Annotated in this window: 21 protein-coding genes, 1 tRNA gene and 1 riboswitch; of the genes, 17 read left to right on the top strand and 5 right to left on the bottom strand. The window is 71.6% G+C overall.

From position 1 onward, the window contains the following. Positions 1-82: 82 nt before the first annotated feature. Positions 83-1,096, top strand: a complete 1,014-nt coding sequence (gene trpS, locus B4915_RS02100) for a tryptophan--tRNA ligase (protein ID WP_105804178.1) — start codon at positions 83-85, stop codon at positions 1,094-1,096. Positions 1,097-1,215: 119 nt separating this feature from the next. Here trpS and B4915_RS02095 read toward each other — a convergent pair whose 3' ends face one another. After that, a complete protein-coding gene (locus B4915_RS02095) occupies positions 1,216-2,448 on the bottom strand; it encodes a M20 family metallopeptidase (protein ID WP_219845070.1) in 1,233 nt (410 codons plus the stop codon). A gap of 254 nt (positions 2,449-2,702) precedes the next feature. Between B4915_RS02095 and B4915_RS02090 the strand changes: the two genes are divergently transcribed. The 3 genes from B4915_RS02090 to B4915_RS02080 are packed head-to-tail and all read left to right on the top strand — an operon-like array spanning position 2,703 to position 5,387. Next, entirely contained in the window at positions 2,703-3,641 is a 939-nt protein-coding gene (locus B4915_RS02090; protein ID WP_105804177.1) for an ABC transporter substrate-binding protein, read from the top strand. A 40-nt stretch (positions 3,642-3,681) separates the two neighbouring features. Next, positions 3,682-4,617, top strand: coding sequence for an amino acid ABC transporter permease (locus tag B4915_RS02085; RefSeq protein ID WP_105804176.1), 936 nt, complete (start codon positions 3,682-3,684; stop codon positions 4,615-4,617). Next, a complete protein-coding gene (locus tag B4915_RS02080; RefSeq protein WP_281258184.1) occupies positions 4,614-5,387 on the top strand; it encodes an amino acid ABC transporter ATP-binding protein in 774 nt (257 codons plus the stop codon). The genes B4915_RS02085 and B4915_RS02080 overlap by 4 nt, the downstream gene beginning before the upstream one ends. Positions 5,388-5,470: 83 nt before the next feature. Here the strand turns inward: B4915_RS02080 and B4915_RS02075 are convergent, their stop codons facing one another. Further along, a complete protein-coding gene (locus B4915_RS02075) occupies positions 5,471-6,376 on the bottom strand; it encodes a MurR/RpiR family transcriptional regulator (protein ID WP_146119998.1) in 906 nt (301 codons plus the stop codon). Positions 6,377-6,594: 218 nt separating this feature from the next. Here B4915_RS02075 and B4915_RS02070 point away from each other — a divergent pair, with 218 nt between their 5' ends. The 6 genes from B4915_RS02070 (at position 6,595) to B4915_RS02045 (ending at position 15,662) form a co-directional block, all read left to right on the top strand. After that, entirely contained in the window at positions 6,595-8,466 is a 1,872-nt protein-coding gene (locus B4915_RS02070) for a cyanophycinase (protein ID WP_105804174.1), read from the top strand. A 95-nt stretch (positions 8,467-8,561) separates the two neighbouring features. Continuing rightward, positions 8,562-10,178 carry an ABC transporter substrate-binding protein gene (locus tag B4915_RS02065; RefSeq protein WP_105804173.1) on the top strand — a complete coding sequence of 539 codons (1,617 nt, stop codon included), beginning with the start codon at positions 8,562-8,564 and terminating at the stop codon, positions 10,176-10,178. Positions 10,179-10,293: 115 nt separating this feature from the next. Continuing rightward, positions 10,294-11,244, top strand: a complete 951-nt coding sequence (locus B4915_RS02060) for an ABC transporter permease (RefSeq protein ID WP_105804172.1) — start codon at positions 10,294-10,296, stop codon at positions 11,242-11,244. A gap of 4 nt (positions 11,245-11,248) precedes the next feature. Continuing rightward, entirely contained in the window at positions 11,249-12,235 is a 987-nt protein-coding gene (locus B4915_RS02055) for an ABC transporter permease (protein WP_219845069.1), read from the top strand. After that, positions 12,232-13,995, top strand: coding sequence for a dipeptide ABC transporter ATP-binding protein (locus tag B4915_RS02050; protein WP_105804171.1), 1,764 nt, complete (start codon positions 12,232-12,234; stop codon positions 13,993-13,995). Before B4915_RS02055 ends, B4915_RS02050 begins: the two co-directional genes overlap by 4 nt. Continuing rightward, positions 13,992-15,662 carry an amidohydrolase gene (locus B4915_RS02045; RefSeq protein ID WP_105804170.1) on the top strand — a complete coding sequence of 557 codons (1,671 nt, stop codon included), beginning with the start codon at positions 13,992-13,994 and terminating at the stop codon, positions 15,660-15,662. Before B4915_RS02050 ends, B4915_RS02045 begins: the two co-directional genes overlap by 4 nt. Before the next feature lie 54 nt (positions 15,663-15,716). Here the strand turns inward: B4915_RS02045 and B4915_RS02040 are convergent, their stop codons facing one another. Continuing rightward, positions 15,717-16,037, bottom strand: coding sequence for a thiamine-binding protein (locus B4915_RS02040; RefSeq protein WP_105804169.1), 321 nt, complete (start codon positions 16,035-16,037; stop codon positions 15,717-15,719). Positions 16,038-16,206: 169 nt separating this feature from the next. Between B4915_RS02040 and B4915_RS02035 the strand changes: the two genes are divergently transcribed. From B4915_RS02035 to B4915_RS02005, 7 genes are all read left to right on the top strand, one after another. Beyond that, positions 16,207-18,369 carry a bifunctional lysylphosphatidylglycerol flippase/synthetase MprF gene (locus B4915_RS02035; protein WP_245907296.1) on the top strand — a complete coding sequence of 721 codons (2,163 nt, stop codon included), beginning with the start codon at positions 16,207-16,209 and terminating at the stop codon, positions 18,367-18,369. Positions 18,370-18,376: 7 nt separating this feature from the next. Next, entirely contained in the window at positions 18,377-19,132 is a 756-nt protein-coding gene (locus tag B4915_RS02030) for a DUF1345 domain-containing protein (RefSeq protein ID WP_105804168.1), read from the top strand. 58 nt (positions 19,133-19,190) lie between these two features. Continuing rightward, positions 19,191-19,337: riboswitch (FMN riboswitch) on the top strand. A 58-nt stretch (positions 19,338-19,395) separates the two neighbouring features. Continuing rightward, entirely contained in the window at positions 19,396-20,550 is a 1,155-nt protein-coding gene (locus B4915_RS02025) for a bifunctional diaminohydroxyphosphoribosylaminopyrimidine deaminase/5-amino-6-(5-phosphoribosylamino)uracil reductase RibD (protein ID WP_105804167.1), read from the top strand. A 3-nt stretch (positions 20,551-20,553) separates the two neighbouring features. Further along, positions 20,554-21,219 (top strand): riboflavin synthase, encoded by a 666-nt coding sequence (locus tag B4915_RS02020; protein ID WP_105804166.1) that lies wholly within the window; start codon positions 20,554-20,556, stop codon positions 21,217-21,219. Beyond that, positions 21,216-22,499, top strand: coding sequence for a 3,4-dihydroxy-2-butanone-4-phosphate synthase (ribB, locus tag B4915_RS02015; protein ID WP_105804165.1), 1,284 nt, complete (start codon positions 21,216-21,218; stop codon positions 22,497-22,499). Before B4915_RS02020 ends, ribB begins: the two co-directional genes overlap by 4 nt. Before the next feature lie 97 nt (positions 22,500-22,596). Then, on the top strand, positions 22,597-23,103 hold the full coding sequence (ribH, locus tag B4915_RS02010) for a 6,7-dimethyl-8-ribityllumazine synthase (RefSeq protein ID WP_105804164.1): 507 nt from the start codon (positions 22,597-22,599) through the stop codon (positions 23,101-23,103). A gap of 121 nt (positions 23,104-23,224) precedes the next feature. Beyond that, complete coding sequence (locus tag B4915_RS02005) at positions 23,225-25,186, top strand: ABC transporter ATP-binding protein (RefSeq protein WP_105804200.1); 1,962 nt, start codon at positions 23,225-23,227, stop codon at positions 25,184-25,186. Here B4915_RS02005 and B4915_RS02000 read toward each other — a convergent pair. Continuing rightward, a complete protein-coding gene (locus B4915_RS02000; protein WP_105804163.1) occupies positions 25,183-26,337 on the bottom strand; it encodes an acyltransferase family protein in 1,155 nt (384 codons plus the stop codon). The two genes, B4915_RS02005 and B4915_RS02000, sit on opposite strands and share 4 nt — an antisense overlap. A 274-nt stretch (positions 26,338-26,611) precedes the next feature. Next, positions 26,612-26,686, bottom strand: a tRNA-Thr gene (locus tag B4915_RS01995). Between the last annotated feature and the right edge of the window lie 62 nt (positions 26,687-26,748).

The raw sequence follows: 26,748 nt of genomic DNA, 5'->3' as shown, positions 1-26,748 counted from the left end.
CCGGAGAAGATGACGGGCTTGGGGGTGCTTGCGTTCATGGGGACTTTCGTCCGGGCCGCGCCCGTCCCGGAAGAAAGTCCCCATGAACGCAAGCACCCCCAAGCCCGTCATCTTCTCCGGCATGCAGCCGTCGAGCGACTCACTGCACCTCGGCAACTACATCGGCGCGCTCAGCCAGTGGACCCGCATGCAGGAGGAGTACGACGCGTTCTTCTGCGTGGTGAACCTGCACGCGATCACGGTGCCGCAGGATCCCGCCGAACTGGCCGAGCGCACCCGCGCCACGGCGGCGCAGTACATCGCGGCCGGGATCGACCCCGCGAAGTCGACGCTGTTCGTGCAGTCGCACGTGCCGGCGCACGCCGAGCTGGCGTGGGTGCTCAACACGCTCACCGGCTTCGGCGAGGCGAGCCGCATGACCCAGTTCAAGGACAAGTCGCAGCGCTACGGCGCCGACACGACCTCGGTGGGCCTCTTCACCTATCCGATCCTGATGGCGGCGGACATCCTGCTCTACCAGGCGGACGTCGTGCCCGTGGGCGAGGACCAGCGGCAGCACGTCGAGCTGACTCGCGACCTGGCGAACCGCTTCAACTCGCGCTTCGGCGAGACGTTCCGCGTCCCCGAGGCGCAGATCCAGCGCGAGACCGCGAAGATCTACGATCTGCAGGAGCCCACGGCGAAGATGTCGAAGTCGGCGGCGACCGAGGCGGGCCTGATCAAGGTGCTCGACCCGGCGAACGTGACGAGGAAGAAGATCATGCGCGCCGTCACCGACGCCGACGGCGAGATCCGCTTCGACCGCGAGGCGAAGCCCGGGGTGTCGAATCTGCTGACGATCTTCTCGGTGCTCACCGGCCGCGAGCTCTCCTCGATCGAGCAGGAGTTCGCGGGCCGCGGCTACGGCGACCTCAAGAAGGCGCTCGCCGAGGTCGTCGAGGAGACCTTCGCCCCCGTGCGGGCGCGCACGGAGGAGCTGCTCGCGGATCGCGCCGAGCTGGATCGGCTGCTGCTCGCCGCCGGCGACCGCGCGAACGAGATCGCCGCCCGCACGCTTGACCGCGTGTACGACCGCATCGGGCTACTGCGACGCTAGGGGCGAAGCGGGGCCGGACTGCGGGCTGCGGGCTGCGTGCGCCCGGCGCTCCGTGCGGGCCGCTCCCCCGCGCCCGGCGCTGAGCCGGTTCCCGCGCTGCCGGGCACGGCGCCGCGGGATCAGGCGGCGTCTGCGCGGAGCTCGCCCTCGGCGTCGAGCGGGAAGGCGGGGTCGCTGCACGCGCGGATGAGCTCGACGAGCAGCGCGAGCCGCTGCGGCACGCTCGCGACGTCGAGCCACTCGCCGGGGGTGTGATCGCCGCCGCCGACGGGTCCGAGACCGTCGAGGGTGGGCACACCGCGCGCTGCGACCCGGTTGCCGTCGGAAACGCCGCCCGTGCGCGCGAGCGCGGTCCGGAAGCCGATGCGGCCGGCGAGCTCGACCGCGAGATTCCCGAGGCGCGCGATCGCGGGCGTCTCCTCGAGCGGCGGGCAGCTGTCGGTGACGATGGTCTCGACTCGGGTGCCGTCCACCTCCGGGGCGGCGGCACGAGCCTCGATCCGCGCCAGGGCATCGGCGAGCACGGCGGATCGGGTCGCGCGCAGTTCGACGCGCAGCGAGGCACGGTCCGGCACGATGTTCGTGCGCTCACCGGAGCGGAGCACGCCGACGTTCGCGGTGAGACCGGTGGCCGGGTCGGCGAGCCGCTGGACGAAGACGGTCAGGTGCGCCGCCTCCAGGCCCGCGTGGGCGCCGCGTTCCGGCTCGATGCCCGAGTGGGCCGCGCGCCCGTAGACCTCGAGCTCCAGGTCGATGGCTCCCTTGCGCGCAACCACCAGGTCACCGTTCTCGCGCGCGCATTCCATGCAGAAGGCGACATCCGCCTCGGCGGCGAGCGCTTCGAGGAACGGTCCGCCGACGGCGGAGCCGGTCTCCTCGTCCGGGGTGAAGGCGAGCATCAGCTCGCCGTACTCTTCGGCGCCGGCGGCGATGAGCTGCGCTGCGGCGTGCAGCGCAGCGACCACACCCGCCTTGTCGTCGGTGACGCCGGGGCCGTGCGCGCGGCCGTCCGCGCCGATGGAGAAGGGGCGTGCGTCGGCCTCGCCGCGCGCGAAGACGGTGTCCATGTGCGCGAAGAGAAGGATGCGCCGCCGCCCGGTTCCGGCCCGTCGGCCGAGGAGGGTGTCTCCGGAGCGGCCGCGGGGGTCGGAGCTGCGCTCGGTGGTGAAGCCGATCGCCTCCAGGCGGCCCTCGACCCAGTCGGCGACGCGATTGACGCCCGCGGGGTCGTCGGAACCGGAGTCGATGGCGACGAGCTGGGCGAGGTCTTCGAGGTAGGCGGCGCGGGCCGTCTCCGCTCCTCGGAGCAGTTCGCTCGTCTTCAGGCTGGGCAACAGCTCGCTCGCGTCCACGCGGGCCTCCGATTCTCAGGGGTGACGTCCGTTCCGCCGGGCAGTGCCCGGGAACGCAGGGAAATGCGGCGCCACCGGCCGCGCTGCGATCCGGCCCCGAGCAGTGACGCGGGAATGGCTCGCGCACGGCTCGGCCGGCGGCGATGCCGCGCGACACGGCGCGGCACGTTAGAAACAACTATTTCATACATTGCGTGTTTAGCAAGCTTATGAAATGATTCCTTCACCCTCACCGTCGAGATTCAGGAGACACCATGGCACTTTCCCGATTCGCCTCCGCGGCCGCGCTCGCCGCCGCGTTCGCCCTCGTCCTCGCCGGATGCACGAACGCCGCGGAAGAACTGGCGGCCGGCGATCCCACCGCGTCGCAGGGCCCGGAACTGCCCAGCGAGAAGATCTCCGAACTGGCCGCCGACCCCGAGCTGCAGGCTCTGCTTCCCGAGGACGTCGCCGAGTCCGGAGTGCTGCGCGTGGCCACCGATCCGACCTACGCCCCATTCGAGGTCTACGCCTCGGACAATCAGACGGTCGTCGGGCTCGACGCGGATCTCGCCGCCTCGCTCGGACAGCTGCTCGGCCTCCGGATCGAGTTCGTGCCCTCCGGCTTCGACGCGATCATCCCGGGACTCTCCTCCGGGAAATACGACCTCGCCATGTCTGCGTTCTCGGTGACCGATGAGCGGAAGCAGAACGCGGACTTCGTGATCTACCACCAGTCGGGCAGCGGCGTCGCCGTCCCCCTCGGCAACCCGGAGCAGCTCTCAATGGATCCCGCCTCCCTCTGCGGGCACACCATCGGCGCCGAGAAGGGCACCACCCAGGGCATGGAGATCCTCCCCGAGTTCAGCAAGCAGTGCGAGTCGGCCGGTGCAGCCGCGATCGACATCAAGCTCTTCCCCGGCACCGACAAGGCGATCACCGCGCTCTCCTCCGGCCGGGTCGACGGCGTCGTCTCGGGCGCCACCGGCCTCGGATACCAGGCGAAGATCACCGGCGCCTTCGAGCTCGCAGAGGGCGGTGACTACGCTTCCAAGCCGACCGGTCTCGTGCTTCCCAAGGGCTCGCCGCTCACGCCCGCCATCACCGCAGCCATGCAGCGGCTCGTCACCCTCGAGCCCTACGAGGAGGCCTTCGCGAAGTGGGGCGTGAACCCGAGCAACTACGTGACCGCCGAGCAGGTGCCGGTCTCCTGAATCGGCTCGGACCATCCTCCAGAGAAAGGGACGCACGACCATGCGCACGACCGTCACCGCGCCGCCTGCCCTGAGCGACGAGGACATTCCGATCGCGCACAAGCGGCACCCGTGGCGCTGGATCTCGGGCACCGTCATCCTCGCGATCCTCGGCATGCTCGCGTACTCGGCGATCACGAACCCCCGCTTCCGCTGGGACGTGATCGGCCTGTACTTCCGCGACACCTCGATCGCGCAGGGCATCCAGATCACCCTCCTGCTCACCGTCGTCTGCATGCTGCTCGGCATCGCCCTCGGCATCGTGCTCGCGGTCATGCGCCTCTCCGCAAACCCCGTGGTCCGCGGCGCCGCGGGTCTCTACGTCTTCTTCTTCCGCGGCACGCCGGTGCTCGTGCAGTTGCTCCTCTGGTACAATCTCGCCGCGCTCTACCCCGACATCACCTTCGGGATCCCGGGTGTGCACCTCGACGCGAACCAGCTCGTCACCCCGATGATGGCGGCGATCCTGGGGCTCGGCCTGAACGAGGCCGCCTACATGTCCGAGATCGTGCGCGCGGGGATCCTCTCGGTTGACCAGGGCCAATCGGAGGCAGCCGGCGCTCTCGGCCTGAACCGCCTGCAGACCATGGTCAAGGTGGTGCTGCCGCAGGCCATGCGGGTCATCATCCCGCCGACGGGCAACGAGACCATCGGGATGCTCAAGCAGACCTCGCTCGTCAGCGTGCTCGCCGTCTCCGAGCTGCTCTACTCGACGCAGGTGATCTACGCGAAGAACTTCCAGGTGATCCCGATGCTCATCGTCGCGAGCCTCTGGTACATCATCCTCACCACGGTGTTCACCCTCGGGCAGACGTGGCTGGAGCAGCGCTTCTCGCGCGGCAGCACGCGGCACGTGCCGCAGAGCTGGAGCGAGCGACTGCGGCGGGCGATGCGCATTCACGCACCCGAGGCGACGGGAAAGGGGAACACGGCATGACCGGGACGACGGAGCCGATGGTGCGCGCACGCCAGGTGCGCAAGAGCTTCGGGGCCCTGCAGGTCCTGCAGGGAGTCGATCTGGAGGTGCAGCGGGGCGAGGTGGTCTGCCTCATCGGCGCCTCCGGCTCGGGCAAGAGCACGTTGCTGCGCTGCATCAACCACCTCGAGAGCCTCGACGGAGGCCGGATCTGGGTCGACGGCCAGGTGGTCGGTTACGAGCTGCGCGGCGGCAGGCTGCACGAGAAGAGCTCGGCCGGGATCTGCCGCGATCGCACGCAGACGGGGATGGTGTTCCAGCACTTCAACCTCTTCGCGCACATGACCGTGCTGGAGAACGTCATGCTGGCACCGCGGACCGTGCTGCGGCAGCGGCCCGCCGAGATCCTCCCGCGAGCCCTGGCACTGCTGGAGCGCGTGGGCCTCGCGGACAAGGCGAAGGCATATCCGCGGCAGCTCTCCGGTGGCCAGCAGCAGCGCGTCGCCATCGCGCGAGCCCTCTGCATGGAGCCGAAGCTGATGCTCTTCGATGAGCCCACGAGCGCCCTCGATCCGGAGCTGGTCGGCGACGTGCTGCAGGTGATGCGCGACCTCGCGGCCTCCGGCATGACGATGATCGTCGTGACGCACGAGATGGGATTCGCCCGCGAGGTGGCCGACCGGGTCGTCTTCATGCACGGCGGGCAGATCGTGGAGCAGGGCCCGCCCGCCCAGCTGCTGGGCGATCCGCAGCACGAGCGCACGCGCGCGTTCCTCTCGGCTGTCCGCTAGGAGCGGAGAGGATCGGGATCGCCGCTGTGCCGCCCGGATCCGGCGGCGCTGCGGCGGCCGAGCTGCCGCGCAGCGGCCTCCCCTCAGATCAGCTCAAGGCGCTGGACGGTCTGCTCGATGCGCTCGATCCGCTCGCGGGCCGGCAAGCCGATGCGGGTCAGAAGCTCCTCGAACAGCGCCTCGATCAGCGCCATCACCGGTACGACCGAGTCGAAGGCGCCCCGCTCGGCTGCCACGCTCGTGAGCACGGCGTCCGCGTCGCTCGCGCACGGCGACACCCACTTGTCGGTGACGACGATCACGGTCGCCTTGCGAGACTTCGCGTGCTGCACGAGGTTGCGCGTCTCGGACTCGTAGCGACGGAAGTCGAAGGCGATGAGCACGTGCTTCGCGTCGAAGTCGGACATGGCGGCACCGCGCGTGCTCGCCATCTGCGGCACCATCTGCACTCCGGCTCGCAGCTGCTGCAGGCTCGCAGCGAAGTACTCCGCCAAGTACGAGCTATAGCGGCCGCCGACGATCCAGACGCGCCGCTTCGGGTCGGCGAGCGCCGCGAGCGTGGTTTCGAAGTCGTGCTCGGAAAGACCAGCGAACGTCGCACGCAGATCGTCCACCAGCGGGTCGGCGAGCGCCTCCAGGTCGTCGGGACTCGTGGCCCGGCGCCCGCGGTTGCTGCGCTCGGAGAGGGTGCTCGGTGAGGCGCTGCGCTGGTCGAGCTCCTCGCGCAGGGCTCGCTGGAAGTCGGGGAAGCCCCGATAGCCGAGGCGCGTCGTGAAGCGCACAACGGTCGCCCCGCTCACCTCGGCCAGCTCGGCGAGCCCGGCAACGGTCTCGAAACCGGCGACCGGATATGCCGCGAGCAGCGTTCGAGCGACCTTTCGCTCCGAGGGCGTGCACTTGCCCATGCGCTCCCGGATACGCGATGCAACGGTGTCGTCGCTCGCTGCGCGGTGAGCCGACGGCGGCTGCCGCGGAGATTCAGCGGTCACGTGGGGTTCCTCCGTCTGCGGGCTCTTCGCCGGGCTTCGGCGAGCGCGAACGGCTCGCCCCGTCAGCGGCGACTGCGGGCGCCGACGAGTCTAGCAACCGAGAGCCGGATCCGAAATGAAATAGTGAAATGTTCGTTTCTGTCTTGCAAAATTTCATCGTAGATGAAACACTTGCGTCGGAACCCCCTCATCGCTCAACGTCGAGACAGGAGCCCGCCTTGACAGCATCCGCCCCCCGCGCCCGCCGCATTGGCATCGGCCTGCTGACCGCTTCCCTCGCGGCCGGGCTCGCCGGCACCACCGCGACCCCCGCCCTCGCTGAGCCCGCAGGCGGATACGTGGTCGCGATCGGCGGCGCCGTATCCCCCGGCGACCCCGCGAGCGACGCCATCATGCAGCGCATCGTCGACCTCGCCCAGCAGCACGCCGGCCCCGGGGCCACGCCGCGCATCGCGGTGCTGACCACCGCCTCGCAGGTCGCCACCGACGCAGAAGTCGCCGCCGACTGGCAGAACGAGGACAACGCGACCGCCAACGGCCTCTACTACGCCGACTGGCTCGAACGCTTCGGCGTCGAGGTGTACCCCGTCCCCATCGACGTGAACCCCGGCGAGGACTACCCCGGAGACCCCTACAGCGCCGACAATGCCGACGACCCCGAGGTCGCCGCCCAGATCGCCGCCTCCGACGCGGTCTATTTCGGCGGCGGCGACCAGGTCAACTACGTGCGCGCCCTCATGGACTGCACCGGAGCCGACGCCGCGACCGAGGCGGTCTACGCGTACACCGCGTGCACCGACACCCCGGCGATGGCGGCGATCCGCTCGGTCGTCGACTCCGGCGGGGTGAGCGCCGGCACCAGCGCCGGACTCACCATCCAGCAGGGTGCAGAGATGATCTCCGGCGGAAACTCCCACGAATCGTGGCGAGACGGCGCCACCGCCGGCTGGTACGAGGACGGGCGCCTCGCCTACATCCCCTCCGGCGGCTTCGGCTTCTTCTCCGAGGGGATGCTCGACTCCCACTTCGCCCGCCGCGACCGGCAGCCCCGCATCGTGCGCCTCGCCATCCAGCTGCAGCGCCCGCTCGCCTTCGGCGTCGAGGAGAAGACGGCGCTCGTCGTCGACCGCGCCGCCCGGACCGGCGAAGTCATCGGCGAGCTCGGCACGAGCGTGCTCGACGTGAGCGGCGCGACAAGCGACGGCACCAACGCCGACGGCGTCCGCTACTCGTACCTCAGCCCGGGATCCACGATCGACTTCGCGAGCGGCACCATGACGCTCGCCGGAGAGGTGCGCACCGAGCCCGGCACGGCGCCTGCGCCCACGCGGCCCACCGACATCTGGGGCTCCTCGGAGTGCGACTACGGCATCTTCGGAACCCTCGACCTCGCGCAGAAGCTCGTCGCTTCGGGCGAACGCACCGCCTCCGGCGACAGCTGCGACACGCCCGCCGAGGCGCCCAGCTTCCGCACCACCTTCACCCGGAGCGAGCGGACCGCCTGGAACGCCGAAGGCGGCTTCACCGATCTGGAGATGGCGATCACCGGCATCCCGGCCCTCTCGGCGAGCGCCCGGGTGCTCGGCGCAGGCCCCGACGGCGCGCTCCCCGCCGGAAGCGAGGCGGAGATCGAGGTCACCGTCACGAACACCGGCGGAACGCCCCTCGCCGCTCCGAGCCTCGCCGACGCGGACGGCACGCGGGCTGCCGCGGAGGCGGATCCGCTCCAGCCCGGCGCCAGCACCACGCTGCGCGCGGTCACGCCGGTGGCCGAAGGAGCCCAGACCTTCTCCGCCGAGGTGCGAGCGGAGCCGCTCAACGCAGACGGCGTCCGCCTGCGCATCGCTCCCGCGGCGGGCGGCGTCCCCGCCCGGATCGTCGGCGCCGGCGAGACGGCCCCGCCCGCCGAAGAGCCGGAAGGCCCCGAGCCGCCGCGCGGCGGTGACGCCCCCGCACCCCAGCCGGCCCCGCAGGAGAGACTCGCCCGCACCGGCGGAGCCGGTACCGCCTGGCAGATCGGCGCAGCGGGAGCAGCGCTCGTCGCAGCCGGTCTCGCGCTGAGCGGTGCGCGGCGACTTCGCCGCCGCTGAGATCCGCCCACGGCGCCCGTGCGTCACGCCGCCGGGAGCGCCCCCGTCCCCCATACTTCATCCAGACCGGACCACCGCAGAAGGAGCCGCAGAGCATGACCCCCTCAGAAACCCATCCCCGCGCGCGGCGGGGCGGCGCACCCCGCGCCGCCGTCGCCACCGCGGTCCTCGCCGCGGGCGCGCTCATGCTCAGCGGATGCGGCTCCTCCGACGGCGGCGCGGGCGGCGCCCGGGACGCCGTCAACGTCGTCGCCCCGGCGCAGCCCGAGAGCCTCGACCCGCAGATCGCGACCGACGCGATCATGGCGGAGATCACGCTTCCCGTCTACGAGACCCTCGTCACGGCGGACGCCGATCTGCAGGCGAAGCCGATGCTCGCCGAGTCCTTCGAGAGCAGCGAAGACGGTCGCGAGTACACCTTCCACCTCCGCGAAGGACTCACCTTCCAGGACGGCAGTGACCTCGACGCTGACGACGTCGTCGCCTCGATGAACCGCTGGAACCGGGTCTCGATCGCCGCCCAGGAGGCCTTCGCGGGGACCGAGTGGAGCAAGGTCGACCAGTACACGGTCAAGCTCACCGCCCCCTCGGCCAGCTTCCTCCACCTGCTCTACCTCTCCCAAGTCACGACCGCATATCCGGCGATCATGCCCTCCGAGGTCATCGATCGGGTCGGCGACGAGCCGATCAGCGACGTCGCCGACGTGATCGGCACCGGCCCCTACCAGCTCGAAAGCTGGGACGCAGACCGCTCCATCGTGATCTCGAAGTGGGACGGCTACCAGTCGCGCGAGGAGGCCTCGAGCGGCTTCGCGGGCGCCAAGAACGCGCAGCTCGAGCAGATCGTGTTCAACTTCGTGGCAGACGCCTCCACGCGCGCGCTCGGCGTGCAGTCGGGTCAGTACGATGCGACCACCGAGCTGCCCTTCGACAGCCTCGAACAGTTCGCGGACGACCCCAATCTCGTGCTCGACACCTACCTCGTCGGTCCCATCAACCTCGTCTACAGCGACGACCCGTCGAGCCCCTTCTCGAAGCTCGAGAACCGGCAAGCGATCAACGCCGCGCTCGATCGCGACCCCATCATGCTGGCCGCCGTGGGCTCCGAGAAGCTCTACGACCTCGTCCACCACAACATGACCGAGAACCAGCAGGCCATCTGGGACACCGAGGTCGGCAAGGCCGAGTTCAATCGGCACGACGCAGAGCGGGCGAAGGAGATGCTCGCCGAGGGCGGCTACGCGGGCGAGACGGTCACGCTGCTCGCCAACAAGGACTACAGCGAGGCCTACAACGCGGCCGTCGTCGTCGCCGAGCAGCTGAAGTCCCTCGGCGTGGACGTGCAGCTTGACGCCTACGAGTGGGGCGCCTTCAGCGAGAAGTACCGCGAGAACCGTGACGAGTGGGACCTGGTCGTGTTCCCCTTCAGCACCGAGGTGGATCCGACCCAGACCATCGGGTTCCTCCCGGACCGCGCCGGCTACTTCGACGGCCCCGAGCTGCAGGAGCTGCTGCAGCGCTTCCGATCCGCCCCCACCCAGGCGGAGGCGAGCGCGCTCTACGACGACATGCAGGGCTACATCGAGCAGACCCGCCCGATGAGCCGCATCGGAGACGCGCACAACGTCTACGCTGCGAACAAGGACCTCGAGCTGCCCTGGTTCAGCGAGCACTTCGTGTGGTGGAACGCCGCCTGGAAGCAGAGCTCCTGACCATCTGAGGCCCCGCCACGCGGGGGCGGCGGCGCACGGTGCCCCGCCTCGGTCTCGGGGGCTGGGAGAGGTGTATAAGAGACACCCCCCCCGTCGTCCCCGATCCGGAACCCCGATGCTGAAATTCATCCTCCGCAGGCTGCTCAGCCTGATCCCCGTACTGTTCGTGGTGTCGGTCGTGATCTTCTCACTGATCCACCTCACCCCGGGAGACCCGGCCCGCCGCATCCTCGGGCAGAAAGCCCCGGACGAGCAGGTCGCCGCGCTGCGCGAGACGATGGGCCTCGAGCAGCCGGTCGTCACGCAGTACCTCAACTGGGTGGGCGGCGTCCTCCGCGGCGACCTCGGCGACTCCTACTTCCTGCACAAGAGCGTCGTCGAGGCGATCGGCGACAACGCGGTGCCGACGATCCAGCTCGCGCTCATCGCGATCCTCGTCGCGCTCCTGCTCTCCGTGCCCTTCGGCACCCTCGCCGCCCGGTACCGGGGAGGCGGGCTCGACCGCGCCGTCACCGGCTTCACCCTCGTGGGCATGACCGTCCCGAGCTTCGTGCTCGCCCTCGCGATGATGCTGCTCTTCGGGCTCGCCCTGCGCTGGCTCCCGCTCTCGGGCTACGTCAACCCGTTCGACGACTTCGCCGCAGGCATCAAGACGCTCATCATGCCGGGCGTCGCGCTGGGCGCCATCACCGCTGCGCTCATCACCCGCACCACCCGCGCCGCCGTGCTCGACGTGCTCAGCGCCGACTACATCGAGGCCGCCCGATCACGTGGCGTCACCGAGGCGCGGCTGCTGTTCTCGCACACCCTGAAGAACGCGAGCCTGCCGATCCTCACCATCGTCGGGCTCTCACTCGGCGGGCTCGTCACGGGAGCCGCGGTCACCGAGACGATCTTCAACATCCCCGGCCTCGGGCAGCTGCTCGTCACCGCGATCTCACGGCGCGACTACCCCGTCATCCAGGGCGTCATCCTGTTCGTCACCCTCATCTACCTGCTCACGAACCTGCTCATCGACCTGCTCTACGGCATCGTCGACCCGCGGGTCCGCGTCGGAAAGGCCTGAACCGATGGCCGAGAATCCCCCCTCGACACAGCGCACGACGGTACCGAGCACCACGATGCTGTCCCTGCAAGCGGAGCCGAAGCGCATCAGCCTCTGGCAGCGCATCCTCGGCAGCACCGGCCTCGTGACCGGCGCCATCGTGATCCTCGCCATCATCGTCGTCTCCTCTCTCCTGCCGCCCCTGCTGCACCTCGACCCCTACGCCGTCGACCCCGCGCAGCGACTCGGCGCCCCCTCCGCAAGCCACCTCTTCGGCACCGACAACTTCGGCCGCGACCTCTTCGCCCGCATCGTCTCCGGCGCCTCGACCTCGCTGCTCGTCGGCTTCGTGGTCGCGCTCGTGAGCAGCGTGCTCGGCGCGATCATCGGGGTCGCGGCAGTGTTCTCACCGGTGCTCGACGCGATCCTCATGCGGATCTGCGACGGGCTCATGGCGATCCCCGCGATCCTGCTCGCGGTCGCCCTCGCCGCCGCGCTCGGGCCGAGCGTCACCAACCTCATCATCGCGCTCGCGATCGTCTACACACCGGGGATCGCGCGCCTCGTCCGAGCGCGCGCCCTCGCCGTCACCTCCGAGACCTTCGTGACCGCCAGCACCATGCAGGGCGCCGGAATGCTCCACATCATGTGGCGGCACATCCTGCCCAACACCCTCTCGGTGCTCGTCGTGCAGGCGACCTTCACCTTCGCCGAGTCCATCATCACCGAGGCCGCCATGAGCTTCCTCGGCGCAGGGGTCCCGGCCCCGCACGCCAGCTGGGGCAACATCCTCTACGACGGCAAGGCCGTCATCATGCAGGCACCCCAGATGATCCTCGTCACCAGCGCGTTCCTCATCGTCACCGTGCTCGCGCTCAATCTCATCGGAGACGGGCTCCGCGACCTCGTCGATCAACGCTCCCGGGCGCTCGTCGGCAGGCCCGGACTCTTCGCACGGCTCGCAGCCACCGTCGTCCCCCGCCGCACCACCACCGAGGAGCCGCAGCGATGAGCACACCCGCCTCCCCTCCCGCAGACCGTCGAGCCGTGACCGCCGCCGGCCCGGCCGGTGCTCCGCTCAGCATCCAGCGCCTGAGCCTCGACATCGACTCGCCCCAGGGGACCGTCCACGCCGTCGCAGGGATAAGCCTCGAACTGCGGCCGCGCGAGATCCTGGCCGTCGTCGGCGAATCGGGATCCGGGAAGACGCTCACCGCCCGCGCCGCGCTCGGCCTCCTGCCACCGCGCACGCGCGCGGGCGGCGCGGTGCTGCTCTCCGGCACCGGGGTGCTCACCGCGAGCCGGCAGCGCCTGCGCGAGCTCCGCGGCAGCGACGCGGCAATGATCTTCCAGGAGCCGTCGACCGCACTGAACCCGGTGTTCCGAGTGGGGTGGCAGCTGGAGGAGGGACTGCGCGCGCACGGCATGTCCGACCGTCGCGAGCGACGGACGCGCGCGGTCGCCATGCTCCGCGCGGTGGGCATCCCCGATCCTGAGCGACGCATCGACGACTACCCGCACCAGTTCTCGGGGGGCCAGAAGCAGCGGATCGTCATCGCGATGGCGCTCGCCCTACGGCCCGCTGTGATCATCGCCGACGAGCCGACGACCGCGCTCGACGTCACCGTGCAGGCCGAGATCCTCGAGCTGCTGCGCGAGTGCCGCGACGAGTTCGGCGCCGCGATCATGCTCATCACCCACAACATGGGCGTCGTCGCCGACATCGCGGATCGCGTCGCCGTGATGCACCGCGGCCGGCTCGTCGAGCAGGCCCCCGTCGATCAGCTCTTCGCCGCGCCGCGCGAGGCGTACACGCGTGAGCTGCTCGCCGCCGTGCCGAGGCTGGGTGCGGGGCGCGACGGCGCGGCCGACGGGCTGCCCCGGGTGGCGGAGCGCGCGGCCGCGGCGGCGAGCGCATCCGAGGCGGACCCCGCAGTGCGGGTCACCGGCCTCGAGGTCATCTACCGCGGCGGTTTCGGCAAGGATCCCGTGCGGGCGGTCGGCGACGTGAGCTTCGAGATCGGGCGCGGCGAGGTGCTGGGCCTCGTCGGCGAGTCGGGCTCGGGCAAGTCGACGATCGGTCGCGCGATCGGCGGACTCGAGGCGATCGCTGCGGGATCGGTGCGCGTCCTCGGCGCCGAGATGCGGCGGTTGCGCGGGCGGTCGCTGCGGGAGCTGCGGCGCCGGATCGGTTTCGTCTTCCAGGACCCGGCTGCCTCGTTCAACTCCTTCATGACGGTCGAGGAGTGCATCGTCGAGCCGCTCCGCGTGCACCGCGAACCCGGCGGCACCGCCGCCTACCGCGCCCGTGCCGCCGAGCTGCTCGACGCCGTGGAGCTGCCCGCCGGCTTCGCCACCCGCTACCCCTTCGAGCTCTCCGGCGGCCAGCGGCAGCGCGTCGGCCTCGCGCGGGCGCTCGCCCTCCGTCCCGAACTGGTCATCGCCGACGAACCCACCTCCGCGCTCGACGTCTCGGTGCAGGCACGGGTCCTCGAGATCTTCACCGCGCTCCAAGCGGAACTGGGCTTCGCCGCGCTGTTCATCAGCCACGACCTCGCCGTGGTGGAGCTGCTCGCGCACCGCGTCGGCGTGCTGCGGCGCGGCGAGCTGGTGGAGCTGGGGCCGACCGAGCGCGTGCTGCACGAACCCCGGCACGAGTACACGCAGCGCCTCATCGCAGCCGTGCCGGTGCCCGATCCCGTCGTGCAGCGGAGGCGCCGGAGGCAGCACGACGCCGAGCACCCGATCCTGCTCGGAGAGGAGACCGCATGACCCCCGAAAGCCCGGTCCCGGGCCCCGTCCGCGCCGAGCTGGTGCTGCTCGGCGGACGCGTCCGCACGGGTGCGCCCGAGCACACCGGCACCGTCGCACCCCCCGGAGCGCCGGGAACGCCACAGGCGGTCGCCGTCAGCGGGCGCCGCATCGTCGCCGTCGGCACCCGTGCCGAGGCGGCCGACTGGGACGCCGAAGGGGGCGAGGTGATCGACCTCGGCGACGCGACGATCACCGCGGGCTTCGTCGACGCACACGTCCACCCGCTCTCGGGAGCCGAGTCGCGGCACCGCGCCCTCATGCTGCACGACTGCGAGAGCCTGGAGGAGGTGGCGGAGCGGATCGCCGCCTTTGTCGCGGACCGGGGGCCAGATGAGTGGGTGCGCGGCTTCGGCCTCTCCTTCGACCTGTTCGTGGGCCGAGAGGTGACGAACGAGCCCTTCGCCGACGCCTTCGGCGGGCGCCCCGGCTACCTGCTGCTCTTCGACGGCCACTCCGTCATCGCGAGCCCCCGGGCACTGGAGCTCGCCGGCATCGACGGTCCCCGCGACTTCGGCAACAACTCCTCGATCGAGGTGCACCCGGACGGCTCCCCCACGGGCTACCTCATCGAGTCCGACGCGGAGATGCTCGTCACGGAGCTCTTCCCGCGAATGCCCTTCCCGCAGCGGGTCGAGGCGGTGCGCGACAAGCTCGCCGAGTTCGCAGCCACCGGCTACACATCGCTCCACCAGATGAACATGGAGGACGGCGACATCGAGGTGCTGGGCGCCATCGAGGAGGACGGGGAGCTGCCGGTGCGCCTGCGCGTCTCGCCGCTGTGGCGCGCCACGGAGCCGTGGGCGGAGACCCTGCAGCGCATGCTCGCGCTGCAGGGCGCCGGAGGCCGCCGCTGGCGGATCGAGGGCGTGAAGTTCATGCTCGACGGCAGCATCGACAACGGCTCGGCGTGGTTGTTCGAGCCGGACACGCGCGGCGGCGGGCGAGAGCCCTACTGGGTGCCCGGCGAGCGCTTCACCCGCACGATCCACGCGCTCGCCGAGCGCGGCGTGCCGACCGCGACCCACGCGATCGGCGACCGGGCCGTCGAGTTCGTGCTCGACGCCGTCGCCTCGATCCCCGCTCACGCCCCGCGGGTCACGCACCGCGTCGAGCACCTGGAGACGATCCCGGACCGGCTCGTGCCGCGCTTCGCCGAACTCGGCGTGCCCGCAAGCATGCAACCGATCCACGCCTTCACCCAGCGGCCCGACGGCTGCGACATGTGGACGACCCTGCTGGGCCGCGGTTCGGAGCGGGCGGGCCACGGCTGGCGGGTCGCGGATCTCGACGCCGCCGGGGCGACGGTGGCTCTCGGCTCCGACTGGCCCGTCGAGGAGTTCGATGCGCGGCGGGTGTTCTCGGCGACGGTGACCCGCCGCAGGCACGGCTCCGACCGGCCCGCCGTCGACCCCCACCAGGCGCTCAGCCCCGAGCGCGCGCTGGCCGGGCTCACCCGGAACTGCTGGGCGGCGATCGGGCGACCGCAGGAGGGCGTGGTCACCCCCGGCGCACTCGCCGACCTCACCGTGTTCGCCGCCGACCCGCTCGCGGCCAACCCGGACGACTTCGCGCAGAGCGCCGTGCTGCTCACCGTGGTGGACGGGCGGATCGCCCACCGGGGCTGAAGGCGGGTGGACGCCTCGCCGTCTGCGGGCTCGATCCGGATCGCCCCTCGAGGATCAGCGGGTCTCCGGGGCCGCCTCGATCGCCGCTTCCAGCCGCTCCAGCTTCCCGTCGAGCTCCCCCTCGTACCCGGGCCGGATGTCTGCCTTCATGACGAGCGACACCCGCGAACCGAAGGGAAGGACAGCTTCCGTCGCACGCTTCACCACGTCGAAGACCTCGTCCCACTCCCCCTCGATCTCGGTGAACATGGACGAGGTGCGGTTCGGCAGCCCGGACTCGCGGACCACGCGCACGGCGGCCGCGACGGCCTCGTGCACCGATCCGTCGGGCGAGCTGCCCGCGCCGGATGGGGCGACTGAGAATGCGAGGATCATGGAGCTTCCTTCCGCCTGGGTCGTTCGCAAGCCGCCGCGGTCACCCGCGGCCGCCCGCAGCCGTCTTCGTCCAGGCTACCGGCCCGCCACCGGTCCGCACCGGAGCGGCTGCGGATGGCGGGGGCCGGTGCTCTGGCAGGGCGGGGCGCGGGAAACATAAACTGTGTCCATGAGCATGGGGGTTGCACGGGAGCCGGACGCCGACGGCCGCGCGCCGGGCGGGACGAGCACGGACAGGCGACAGCCCTCCTGGGCGGCCAGGGTGATCCGCCGCACGCCCCTCACCATCGGGCTCGTGCTCGCCCTGCTCGTCGTCGGCGCCTCGACCGGCTCGCTGCTCGCCCCCGCCTCCCGGCAGCCCTGGTACCCGGAGATCGCGACCGGCCTGCCCGCCCTCGCAGAGGGCCACTGGTGGAGCCTCTTCACCGCCATCTTCTTCCTCGACCGCCCGATCGTCTACCTCGTGCTGCTGCCCCTCGTCGTGGGCGGCATCGGCTGGGGAGAGTGGCGCTTCGGCTCGCTGCGCACCGCCGGCATCTTCATCGCCGGTCATCTCGTCGGCGTGCTCGGCGGAGCGGGGGTCCTCGCCCTCGTCTCCCGCACCGGCTGGCCCTGGGCCGAGCGGCTCGCAACCGAGCTCGACGTGGGGCCCTCCTGCGGCGCGCTCGCGGTCCTCGTATTCGCGATCGCGACGCTCCCCGCGCCGTGGCGCCTGCGGGCGCGCATCGCGGTCGGCACCTGGGCGGGAGTCTCCCTGCTGTACCTCGGCCAGCTGCACGACCTCGAGCACGCAATCTCGGTGCTCGTCGCGCTGCTCGCCAGCGGGTGGCTGCCGGCCTTCCGGCGACCGGCGGGCCGCCCCACCCAGCGCGAGTGGCGGCTCATCGGGCTCGCCGGGCTGATCACGGTCGGCGCCGTCCAGGTGTTCGACCTCATCGTCCCCTTCGACGGACCTCTCGGCAGCAACGACCCCACCGCCTCCCTCGTCGACGTCGCCGTCGACGTGGTCGTGATCCTCGTCATCGCGAACGGCATCCGGCAGGGGTACCGGCTCGCGTGGCTCGCGGCGATCCTGCTCGGCGCCTACAACCTCGCCGCGGCCGCGCTCGGTTTCGCGATCCTGCCCCTGCTCGTCGACGCCGGCGTGCTCTCGGGACCGGGAGACGTGCTGGGGCTGCTCATCGCCCCGACCATCCTCTGGATCGGGATGATGCTGCTGCTCATCTTCGGCCGGGGCGCCTGGCGTGTACGGCTGCGCGCCTCCCGCCGCAAGCTCGACGCCCAGCCGCTCACCCGGCAGGAGCTGATCGAGCGCCTGCGACGGCACGGAGGAGACACCATCTCGTGGATGACGAGCTGGGACGCGAACACCCGGATCGCCGCGGCGGGCGACGGCGCCATCGCCTATCAGGCGCACGCCGGCGTCGCAATCATGCTCGGCGACCCGATCGTGCCCGACGGGACCCGCGCCCAGGCACTCTCCGACTTCGAGCGCATCGCCCAGCAGGCGGGACTCATCCCGTGCGTCTTCTCCGCGAGCGGGGCGAGCGCCGCCGCCCGCCCGGCGGGCTGGCGCTCCGTGATCGTCGCGGAGGACACCATCGTCGACCTGCCGGGCCTCGCCTTCACCGGCAAGGCCTGGGGCGCCGTGCGCACCGCGATGAACCGCGCCGCTCGTGAGGGGGTCGAGTTCCGCATGGTGAGACTCGCCGAGGAGCCGTGGAACGTGCTCGCCCAGGTGCGTGCGATCTCGGAGCAGTGGACGGGCGACAAGGGCCTGCCCGAGATGCGCTTCACGCTGGGCACCGTTGAGGAGGCCCTGGATCCCGAAGTCCGCGTCGGCATCGCCGTCGACGGCGAGGGCAATCTGCACGGCGTCACCTCGTGGCTGCCCGTCTACGGACCCGCCGACCCCGAGACCGGCGCCGCGCAGGTCGCCGGCTGGACGCTCGACCTGATGCGGCGGCGCGACGGCGGCTTCGGTCCCGTCATGGAGTTCCTCATCGCGGCATCCGCGCAGCACTTCTCGGAGGAAGGGTACGCCTTCGTGTCGCTCTCGGGGGCGCCGCTCGTCCGCCCCGAGCAGGCCGACGCCGGACCCGTCGATCTCGTGCTCGAACGGATCGGCGGCCTCATCGAGCCGCTCTACGGCTTCAAGTCGCTGCACCGCTTCAAGCAGAAGTTCAACCCGCGCCACGAGTCCCTGCACCTGCTCTACCGCGACGAGGGCGACCTGCCGCGCATCGGCATCGCCCTCACCAGGGCCTACCTCCCCGACGCCTCGCTGCGCGACCTCGTCGCGTCCGCCACCGCCGCCGGAAAAGAACGATGAGCGCGGGATGAGCGCCCCCGGCGCGGACGGCGAGACCAGCCGGGACGACAGGCAGCGGGGGCACCGCTTCCGCCCGGTCGCGGGGGCGGTCGTCAGCATCGGAGCCGAGGCTTTCGGTCTCCTCCTGCAACTGCTGCTCGTCGGCCTCGGCTGGCAGATCATCTGGGGCAGCGAGGGCGAGCTCGCCGAGGACGAGGCGCTGCTGCTGATCCTGTGGTGCCTGGTCGCCACGCTGTACCTGGGTCTGACGCTGATCTGGCTCAACGTGCTCGTCCGCCTCGACACCCCCGACCCGGCCGTCGCCCGGCTGATGGTGGGCCACCCGATCACCCGCCTGCTCTCGATGGCGTTCACCTTCGGCGCGAGCCTGCTCGGCCTCACCGTCGCGCTCGACCTGATCACGAGCATCGGGAAGGACATCCACGATCCGCTGCTCGAGGGAAGCGCCGTGTGGGCGATGCTGCTCTCGTGGGTGCTCTTCAACTGGGGCTACGCGCGCATCTACTTCTCACGCTTCCACCGGTCCGCGCGGCCCCCGCTGGAGTTCCCGGACACCGATCAGCCGCGCATCGTCGACTTCGCCTACTTCGCGTTCACGAACGCGACCACCTTCGCCGTGTCCGATGTGCGGGTGCTGGACACCCGCATGCGCTGGACGGTGGTGTGGCACACCACCCTCGCCTTCTTCTTCAACGCGCTGATCATCGTGCTCACCATGAACGTGATCGCGAACGGATCACTGTTCGCCGCCCTGTTCGACTAGTGATCGGGCGTCACCGAGGATCGCCCTGAGCGAACCCGGCGCGAAATGGGTCTACAGTAGAGCTGTTCCGGGGTCGGTGAGAATCCGAACCGGCGGTCACAGCCCGCGAACCTCGCACCCGCGAGGCCGAACCGGTGGGATTCCGGTGCCGACAGTGATGGCCGCGACACGTGTCGCGGTCGAGTCTGGATGAGAGGAGCGCTGCCTTCGCGCACGCGAAGGCCGGCTGAGGCAACCCGGGCACGGAAGAAACGGCGAACGGGATGCTGGAGCGGACGCTCATCGAAGACGCGATGCGGCGCGCCCTGCTCATCGCGCGCCGAGGTCCCGCCGACGATCCGAACCCGCAGGTCGGCTCGGTGATCCTCGCACCGGACGGCCGCATCGTCGCCGAGGGCTGGCATCGCGGTTCGGGTTCCCCGCACGCGGAGGTCGACGCCCTCGCGCAGCTGCCGGAGCACTGGCGGGGGCGCACCGCAGAACTCACCGCCGTCGTCACTCTCGAACCCTGCAACCACACCGGGCGCACCGGGCCGTGCGCCCGGGCGCTGATCGAGGCGGGAGTCGGAGCGGTGGCGTTCGCGCTCGCAGATCCCGGCGCCGAGTCGAGCGGGGGTGCGGACACGCTCCGGGCCGCCGGCGTCGAGGTCCTCGGGGGCGTGCTCCCCGGCGAGGCGCGTGCGCTACTCGGGCCGTGGCTGGCCCGGCAGGCCGGCGCCTCGGGATCGCAGCCGAGCGCGGGATCGCAGCCGGCTCCCTCACGAACGGCTGCCTCCGCGCCGCAGCCGCGACCCCGGGTCACCGTGAAGTGGGCGCAGAGCCTCGACGGGCGGGCGGCGGCGGCCGATGGTTCGAGCCGGTGGATCACGGGCCCCGAGGCGCGCGCCGACGTGCACCGGCGGCGCGCCGAGGCCGACGCGATCCTCGTCGGCACCGGCCCCCTCATCGCCGACGACCCCGCGCTCACGGCCCGCGACGCGCGCGGCGGGCTGCTCGTGCCCGCCGCCGATCAGCCGCTTCCCGTGATCCTCGGGCACCGGCCGATCCCCGCCGGCTCGCGCGTGCTCTCCCATCCGGCGCTCGCCGCCCGCGGTCTCGACCGCCCCCTGCGCGCCGGGGGCGACGATCTCGCCTCCGATCTCGCGGCCCTGCACGCCGACGGGATCCGCAGCCTCTTCGTGGAGGGGGGGCCCGCCGTGGCGAGCGCAATCATCGCGGCCGGCCTCGCCGACGAACTGCTCGTGTACCTCGCCCCCGCGCTGCTCGGCGGGCCGCGCCTCGCGCTCGGTGATCTCGGCATCGCCGGCATGGACGCGATCCTGCGGCTGCGCGTCTCGCAGCGCAGCATGCTCGGCGCCGACCAGCTCATCATCGCCACCGTCACCCCGGCTCAGGCCGCAGCACCCGAGGAGGACTGATCCATGTTCACCGGACTCATCGAGGAAATCGGCGAGATCATCGCCGTGGAACCCGTGGGCGACTCGCTGCGCTTCACCGTGGCCGGTCCGCTCGTCACCTCCGACGCCACCCACGGTGCGTCGATCTGCGTGTCGGGCGTGTGCCTCACCGTGATCGAGCTGGGCGAGACGGATGACGGACGCGGCACCTTCACGGCCGATGTGATGGAGCAGTCGATCCGCATGTCCACCCTGGGCGAACTGGGCCCGGGCAGCCCGGTCAACCTGGAGCGCGCGGTGCGCGTCGACACGCGACTCGGCGGCCACATCGTGCAGGGCCACGTCGACGGCACCGCGACGCTGCTGTCGGTCACGCCGCACGAGGCGTGGCGCACGCTGCGCTTCTCGCTCGCCCCCGAGCTCGCGCCGCTGCTCGTCGACAAGGGCTCGGTCACGCTCTCCGGGGTCTCGCTCACGGTCTCCGCAATCGCGGACGAAACGGATCCGGAGCCGTGGTTCGAGGTCTCCCTCATCCCCGAGACCCTCACCGCGACGATCCTCGGCCGGCTGAGCCCGGGCGACCGTGTCAACGTCGAGACCGACATCCTGGCCCGTCACGTCGCGCGCATGCTGCGCCTCGGCGCGGCCGCCGCCCCCGCAGTTCCCACGAGCGAAGGACTCCCCGCATGAGCGACACCGCACCCACCCCGGCGATCTCGACCATCGAGGAGGCGGTCGCGGCGATCCGCGCCGGCCGGCCCGTCATCGTCGCGGACAACGAGGACCGCGAGAACGAGGGCGATGTGATCCTCTCGGCGGAGCTCGCCACCCCCGAGACCGTGGCCTGGACCGTGCAGTGGTCCTCGGGCCTGCTCTGCGCACCCATGACGAACGAGATCGCCGACCAGCTCGAACTCCCCATGATGGTCGAGTTCAACGAGGACGTGCGCGGCACCGCCTACACCGTGACGGTCGACGCCGCAGAGGGGATCACGACCGGGATCAGCGCCAGCGACCGCGCCACCACGGTGCGCGCGCTCGCCAACCCCGACGCGGTTCCCGGCGACGTGCGGCGCCCCGGCCACGTGCTGCCGCTGCGCGCCGTGGACGGCGGGGTGCGCGCCCGCGACGGGCACACGGAGGCCGCGGTCGAGCTGATGCGCCTCGCCGGGCTGCGGCCCGTCGCCGTGATCGCCGAGATCGTCGCCGATGACGGCGAGATGATGCGGATGCCCGGACTGCTCGAACTCGGCGCACGCGAGGGCATCCCGGTCATCACGATCGAGCGCCTCATCGCGTACCTCGACGGGCGCGAGCCCGACGAGGCGGCCCCCGACGCGGCGACCGGCCAGCGCCGCAGCGTCAGCCTGCGCGCCAACACGCTGCTGCCCACCACGCACGGCGACTTCCGCGCCCTCGCCTACCGCGATCGCCGCAGGGGTATCGACCACATCGCACTCGTGGCGCCCGCGCCCGACGGCACGATGCCCGGGCCGGAGGCGCTCGTGCGCGTGCACTCGGAGTGCATCACCGGCGAGGCTTTCGGCTCGCTGAAGTGCGAGTGCGGGCCGCAGCTCGACGCCGCGCTCGACATGGTGCAGCAGCGCGGCGGCATGGTCATCTACCTGCGCGGGCACGAAGGCCGCGGGATCGGCCTCGCCAACAAGCTGCGCGCCTACCAGCTGCAGGAGCAGGGCGTCGACACGCTCGACGCGAACCTCCAGCTGGGGCTCCCCGCGGACGCGAGAGACTACTCGGCAGCGGCGGAGATCCTCGCCGACCTCGGGATCGAACGCGTGCGCCTCATCACCAACAACCCCGAGAAGGTGGCGCAGCTGCGCGCGCACGGCATCGAGGTCGCGGAGCGGGTCCCGCTGCTCGTGGGCGTGACCGAGCAGAACGTCGGCTACCTGTCGGCGAAGCGCGACCGGATGGGGCACGAGCTGCCCGAGGACGTGCGCCACGCCTGAGCCGAGCGCCCGGCCGCACCCGGGCCGCGCCGGAGCCCCGGCCGCGCCCGGTCCGCGGCCTCAGAACCCGAACCCCCACCCCGAAGGAGCACACCCCATGAGCGGAGCAGGAGCCCCCGAACTCAGCGTCGACGCGAGCGAGCTGCGGGTCGCCGTGATCGCCGGCAGCTGGCACGAGGAGATCATGTCGGCACTGATCGACGGCGCGCGCGCGACCCTCTCGGAGTCCGGCGCCGCGCACGAGCTGTTCCGCGTCGCGGGCGCCTTCGAACTGCCGCTCGCGGCGCAGGCGGCGCTGACCCCCGCGGCGCAGGGCGGCGGCGGGTACGACGCGGTGGTGTGCCTCGGGGTCATCATCCGCGGCGGCACCCCGCACTTCGAGTACGTCTGCAATGCGGTGACGGACGGCCTCGGCCGCGTGCAGCTCGACACCGGGCGCCCCGTGGGCTTCGGGGTGCTCACCACCGACACGGAGCAGCAGGCGCTCGACCGTTCGGGCCGCCCGGGCGCCCCCGAGTCGAAGGGCCGCGAGGCCGCGGAGGCCGCCCTGCACCTCGCGGTCGTCGCGCAGCGCATCCGCGAGTCGGCGCCGCACCTCGCCTGAGCGCTCGCGCGGGGCTCGCCTCTCCCCCGGTACTCCGGCCGGTCTTCTGCGCCCCGGCTCCCCCGCACCCGCGCCGCTGGGGCGGGGGAGCCGCTCAGCGTTGAGGCCTAGAGTGGGGGCCGTGGCAGACGCATCCGACGACACCCGCCCCGACCCATCCCGCGCGCGGCGCCGACGAGTATCCCGCCCCCGTACCGCCGCGCCTCGCGGCCCCCGGGCCACCCTCGGGCAGCTGCTCCCCTACCTCTTCGAGCAGCGCGGCAAGCTGCTCTTCATCGCCGGGCTGAGCGTGCTCGGCGCGCTCGCCTCGCTCGCGCAGCCGCTGCTCGTCGGCTCCGTGATCGAGCGCGTGCAGCAGTCGCTGCCGCTCGGGGCGCTGCTCTGGGCGCTCGTCGGCCTCGTCCTCGCGAGCGCCCTGCTGAACAGCTACCAGCACTACCTCCTGCAGTGCATGGGCGAGGGCGTGGTCCTCTCCAGCCGCAAGCGCCTGATCGCGAAGATCCTGCACCTGCCCATCTCGGAGTTCGACCGCCGCCGCACCGGCGATCTCGTCTCCCGCGTCGGCAGCGACACGACGCTGCTGCGCGCGGTGCTCACGCAGGGGCTCGTCGAGGCGGTGGGCGGCGCGCTGCTCTTCGTCGGCGCGCTCGTCGGCATGCTCGTCATCGACCCCCTGCTGTTCGCGGTGACCTTCGGGGTCGTCGCGCTGGCGATCGTGGTGGTCGTCGCGCTGTCGGCGCGGATCCGCCCGGCGGTGGCGCGCTCGCAGGAGAAGGTGGGCGATCTGGCCGCCGCCGTGGACCGCGCGATCGGCTCGGTGCGGACGATCCGCGCGGCGGGCGCGGCGCAGCGCGAGCAGGCCGGCATCGAGGGCGAGGCCGAGGAGGCGTACCGGCTCGGGATCAAGGTCGCCCGCATCTCCGCGCTGATCGTGCCGGTGTCGTTCATCGCCATGCAGGTGTCGTTCCTCGCGGTGCTGGGCATCGGCGGCTACCGGGTGGCGACGGGTGCCATCTCCATCGCCGAGCTGGTCACCTTCATCATCTTCCTGTTCCTCATGGTGATGCCGCTGGGGCAGGCGCTCGGCGCGGTCTCCGCGGTGAACCAGGCGCTCGGCGCGCTCGGGCGCATCCAGGAGATCACGGAGCTGCCGACGGAGACGGCCCGGGATCCGCAGCTCTCGCCCACCGGCGCGCTCGCTCCGCTGCCCGAACCCGGCGCTCCCGCGGCGGGCACGACGCCCGCGATCCGCTTCGAGGAGGTGCGCTTCACCTACCGCTCCGCCGCCCCCGAGCGCGCCGACGCCCGCGAGCTGGTGCGCGGCGCCCGCGGCGCGGCGCGGCGCGACGCCGAGGCCGCGCCGGCCGAGATCGTGGAGACGCCGGTGCTGCACGGGGTCAGCTTCGAGGTGCCGCGCGGCGCGCGCGTGGCGCTGGTGGGCCCCTCGGGCGCGGGCAAGTCGACGATCCTCGCCCTGGTGGAGCGCTTCTACGACCCCGACAGCGGCTCGGTCTCGCTCTACGGAGCGGACCTGCGAACCCTCGACCGCGGCGAGCTGCGCGCGCAGTTCGGATATGTCGAGCAGGACGCCCCCGTCCTGGCGGGAAGCCTGCGGGACAATCTCCGCATCGCGGCGCCCGACGCCTCGGATGCGGCGTGCGAGCGGGTGCTGCGCGCCGTCAACCTGGGCGGACTGCTCGACCGGGCGGGCGGCGACCCCGCGAGCGCCCTCGGCACGCAGGTGGGCGAGAACGGGATCATGCTCTCGGGCGGCGAGAAACAGCGTCTGGCCATTGCGCGGGCGCTGCTGACGGCACCCCCGATCCTGCTCCTCGACGAGTCGACCGCGAGCCTCGACGGCGTGAACGAGCGGCTGATGCGCGACGCGCTCGACTCGGTGGCGACGGGGCGCACGCTCGTGGTGATCGCGCACCGCCTCTCGACGGTCGTCGACTCGGACAAGATCGTGGTGCTCGACGGCGGCCGTGTCGTCGGCGAGGGCACGCACGCCGAGCTGCTGCGCTCGACGCCGCTCTACCGCGAGCTCGCCCGGCACCAGCTGCTGGTGCCGGAGGAGGCCTAGCGGCGGCTGACCGCGTCGTCCGTCTCGCCGCGGGCCTGCGGCGGGCCGGGCTGATCGCGGCGCAGCAGCCAGTCGATGCGGGGCTCGATGAGGGGCCGGAAGATCCGGGGCACCCAGGCCATCGACAGCAGGATCGCGAGCGCGATCCCGAAACAGGCAATCGCGAGCACGCCCGCCGTCCCGAGCCGCCCGACGGCCGCGACGGTGCCCGTCTCGCGCAGCACCCAGATCACGGGGCCGTGCAGCAGGTAGACGTAGAGCGTGCGCGTGCCCCACTCCGTGACGGCGCTGCGCCCGCGAGGCGTCACCAGCAGCAGAGCGAGGGTCAGCGCCGCCGCCAGGGCGAGCAGCACCGCGGAGACCGCGACACCACTGAGCGTCACCCAGAACCACTGCTGCGGAGCCCAGTCGCCGAGGGGTGCGTGCGCGAACAGCCAGGCGTAGTCGTCACGCCAGGTGAGCCAGCGGTCGATGCGCCAGAACTCGCGCAGCTGCGGCGTGAGGGCGAAGGCGAGCGCGAGCGCCGCGAGGCCGGCCCAGGCGAGAGCGCGGCTGCGCCGGGAGGGCCGCGCGAACCAGTCGTCGTCGAGCCAGCCCCGCTCGCGGATCAACCAGCCGGCCACGAAGAACGGGAGGAAGCAGAGCGTGCGCGAGGCCGAGAAGGGCGTGCCGACGGCGGGCAGGATCCCCGCTGCGAGCGCGATGATGATCGAGGTGAGCAACGGCCGCCGGAGCTGCGCGACATAGGGGAGCAGGATCCGCATGGTCGCGAGCGTGACGAGGAACCAGAGCGTCCAGGCGGGCGAGACGAGCCAGTTCGGTCCCGGGGCTCTGCCGTTGACGAAAAAGTGGATCGCGGCCCAGATGCCCTCCCAGCCGAGCCACACCACGATCAGCTGCAGGGAGGAGCGGATCGCCTTCGGTGTGGCCTCGGCGCGCGAGAACAGGCCGGAGAGCAGGATCATGGCCGGCATGTGGAAGAGGTAGATGTAGGCGTAGAGCGCGAAGCCGAGGCTCGTATCCGTGCGGATCGTGGAGATGGCGTGACCGATGACCACGAGCGTCATGATCAGGAAGCGGGCGTTGTCCCAGACGGCGATGCGCGGCTTCTTCGCCGGGCTCTGGGGGGTGATCGCGGACTCTGCGCTCATCCCCACAGCATAGGCGATCCTCAGCTTTCCGGAAGGGGCTGCGCCCCGTAGCCCAGTGATCGGTTCTCAGGAAATCCGGCAGGCGGACGGAAAAGCCCCCGCCGAATGGCGGGGGCTGTGGAGCCGCCTGTCGGATTTGAACTGCGGCCGCGCGCTTGAAGCAACGCATCGCGTTGCGCGCGCACGTCGCTGGGCTGCGCCCCGCAGCCCAGTGATCGGTTCTCAGGAAATCCGGCAGGCGGACGGAAAAGCCCCCGCCGAATGGCGGGGGCTGTGGAGCCGCCTGTCGGATTTGAACCGACGACCTGTTCTTTACGAGGGAACTGCTCTACCCCTGAGCTAAGGCGGCCTGGCGCGGGATCGCTCTCGCGCACAAGCACACACTCTACCACGGCGCAGCCCGCCCTTCAC

Origin of the sequence: Leucobacter massiliensis (genome assembly GCF_002982315.1) — a bacterium.
GTDB classification, from domain to species: domain Bacteria; phylum Actinomycetota; class Actinomycetes; order Actinomycetales; family Microbacteriaceae; genus Leucobacter; species Leucobacter massiliensis.
This window is presented reverse-complemented; position numbering and strand designations above follow the sequence as displayed.